Source organism: Micromonospora sp. NPDC006431 (assembly GCF_042870725.1).
Taxonomy (GTDB): Bacteria; Actinomycetota; Actinomycetes; order Mycobacteriales; family Micromonosporaceae; genus Micromonospora.
On the sequence record NZ_JBIAHQ010000080.1, the window covers coordinates 1 to 1,505 of the forward strand.

The 1,505-nt window shown below is 68.8% G+C and carries 1 protein-coding gene; it reads left to right on the forward strand.

What is annotated here, in order from left to right; all coding sequences use genetic code 11:
* The first annotated feature begins 146 nt into the window (after window positions 1-146).
* Window positions 147-1,487: an IS701 family transposase gene (locus ACFYM6_RS36140; protein ID WP_387282038.1), complete on the forward strand. Its 1,341-nt coding sequence runs from the start codon at window positions 147-149 to the stop codon at window positions 1,485-1,487.
* Window positions 1,488-1,505 lie beyond the last annotated feature (18 nt).

Here is a 1,505-nt window from a genome sequence, read left to right on the forward strand (position 1 = left end):
TAGTACGGCAGCCGCCATTAGCTGTCTGACCAGGGTGGACACCGAAGGCGGGGCGGGTGAACGGGTGCAGCCGCCCTGATGATCATGTGTGTGTGAAGACGACACGATCGAGGGCGGCTGCGGCTGCCAGGATAGCGGCTGGTCGGGTGCAGCGGTTGCGGGCCGAGCTGGTGGAGCGGCTGCGGTCGTGTTTCGTGCGGACGCAGACCTGGCAGCAGGCGGGGCGGTATGTGTCCGCGTTGGCCAGTGACCTGCCGAAACGTAACGGGTGGACGATCGCGGAGTACGTCGGGGACCGTACCCCGGATCGTGTGCAGCGGTTGTTGAACCGGGCGGTGTGGGACACGGATGCGGCGATGAGCCTGGTACGCCGGTTCGTGGTCGACGGGTTGGGCGCGGCGGCCCGACGGCGGCAGCGGGGGCTGGTGGTCGGGGCGTTGGACGAGACCGGTCAGCAGAAGCGGGGCAACGCCACGTGTGGGGTCAAGCGGCAGTACATGGGCTGCGCGGGCCGGGTGGACAACGGCATCAATACGGTGCACTTGGCCTACGTGCGCGAGCAGGTCGGGCACGCGTTGATCGGTGCCCGGCAGTGGATCCCCGCCGAGCAGATCGACGACGCAGACACCGCCCACGCGATGGGGCTCCCCGCTGACCTGCGGTTCCGCACGAAAGGCCAGTTGGCGATCGACATCTGCACCGACGCGTACGCCGACGGGGTGCAGTTCGACGTGATGTGCGGGGACGAGGTCTACGGCGGCTGCACCCAGCTACGGGAGTTCTTCGAACAGCACCAGCAGGCGTACGTGCTGCGAGTGGCCTGCACGTTCACGGTGGAACTCGGTGGAGGCCTGCGGTTGACCTGCCAACAAGCGGTGCAGCAACTGGTCGACCAGCATCAGTGGGAGGTGCGCAGCGCCGGCACGGGGTCGAAGGGGCAGCGGTGGTACGCGTGGGCGCAGATCGCCACCGCCAGCCCCCGTCACCTGCTGCTGGTACGTCGGCACCTACGCACCGGCGACCTGGCGTTCCACTACTGCCACCTGCCCGAGGGGCAACACACAGGCGTGACGAGGCTGATCCGCGCCGCGGGGCTGCGTTGGCCGGTCGAGGAGGACTTCGAGTTCGGCAAGGACCAGTTCGGCCTCGACCAGTGCCAAGCCCGCCTGCACACCGCGATCCGCCGTCATACCGTGTTGGTCATGGCCGCCCTCGCGGTCTGCGCCGTCGCCGCCGCCCAACTACGCGACCGCACCGACACCCAGGCACCACCACCGGCCACCCCCGACCAGACGCCACCACCCGAGCCCGGCCTGATCCCCTTCACCGTCCCCGAGACACGACGACTCCTCAGCAGGCTCCAACACCGGCCGACGCCGTCCGGCCACGCCGACCACTGGATGACCTGGCGCCGCCGTCACCAAGCCCGCTCACGCTGGTTCCACCAACGCACCCGACTCAGCCGCGAATACGCCCTGGTCAACTAACCAATGGCGGCTGCCGTA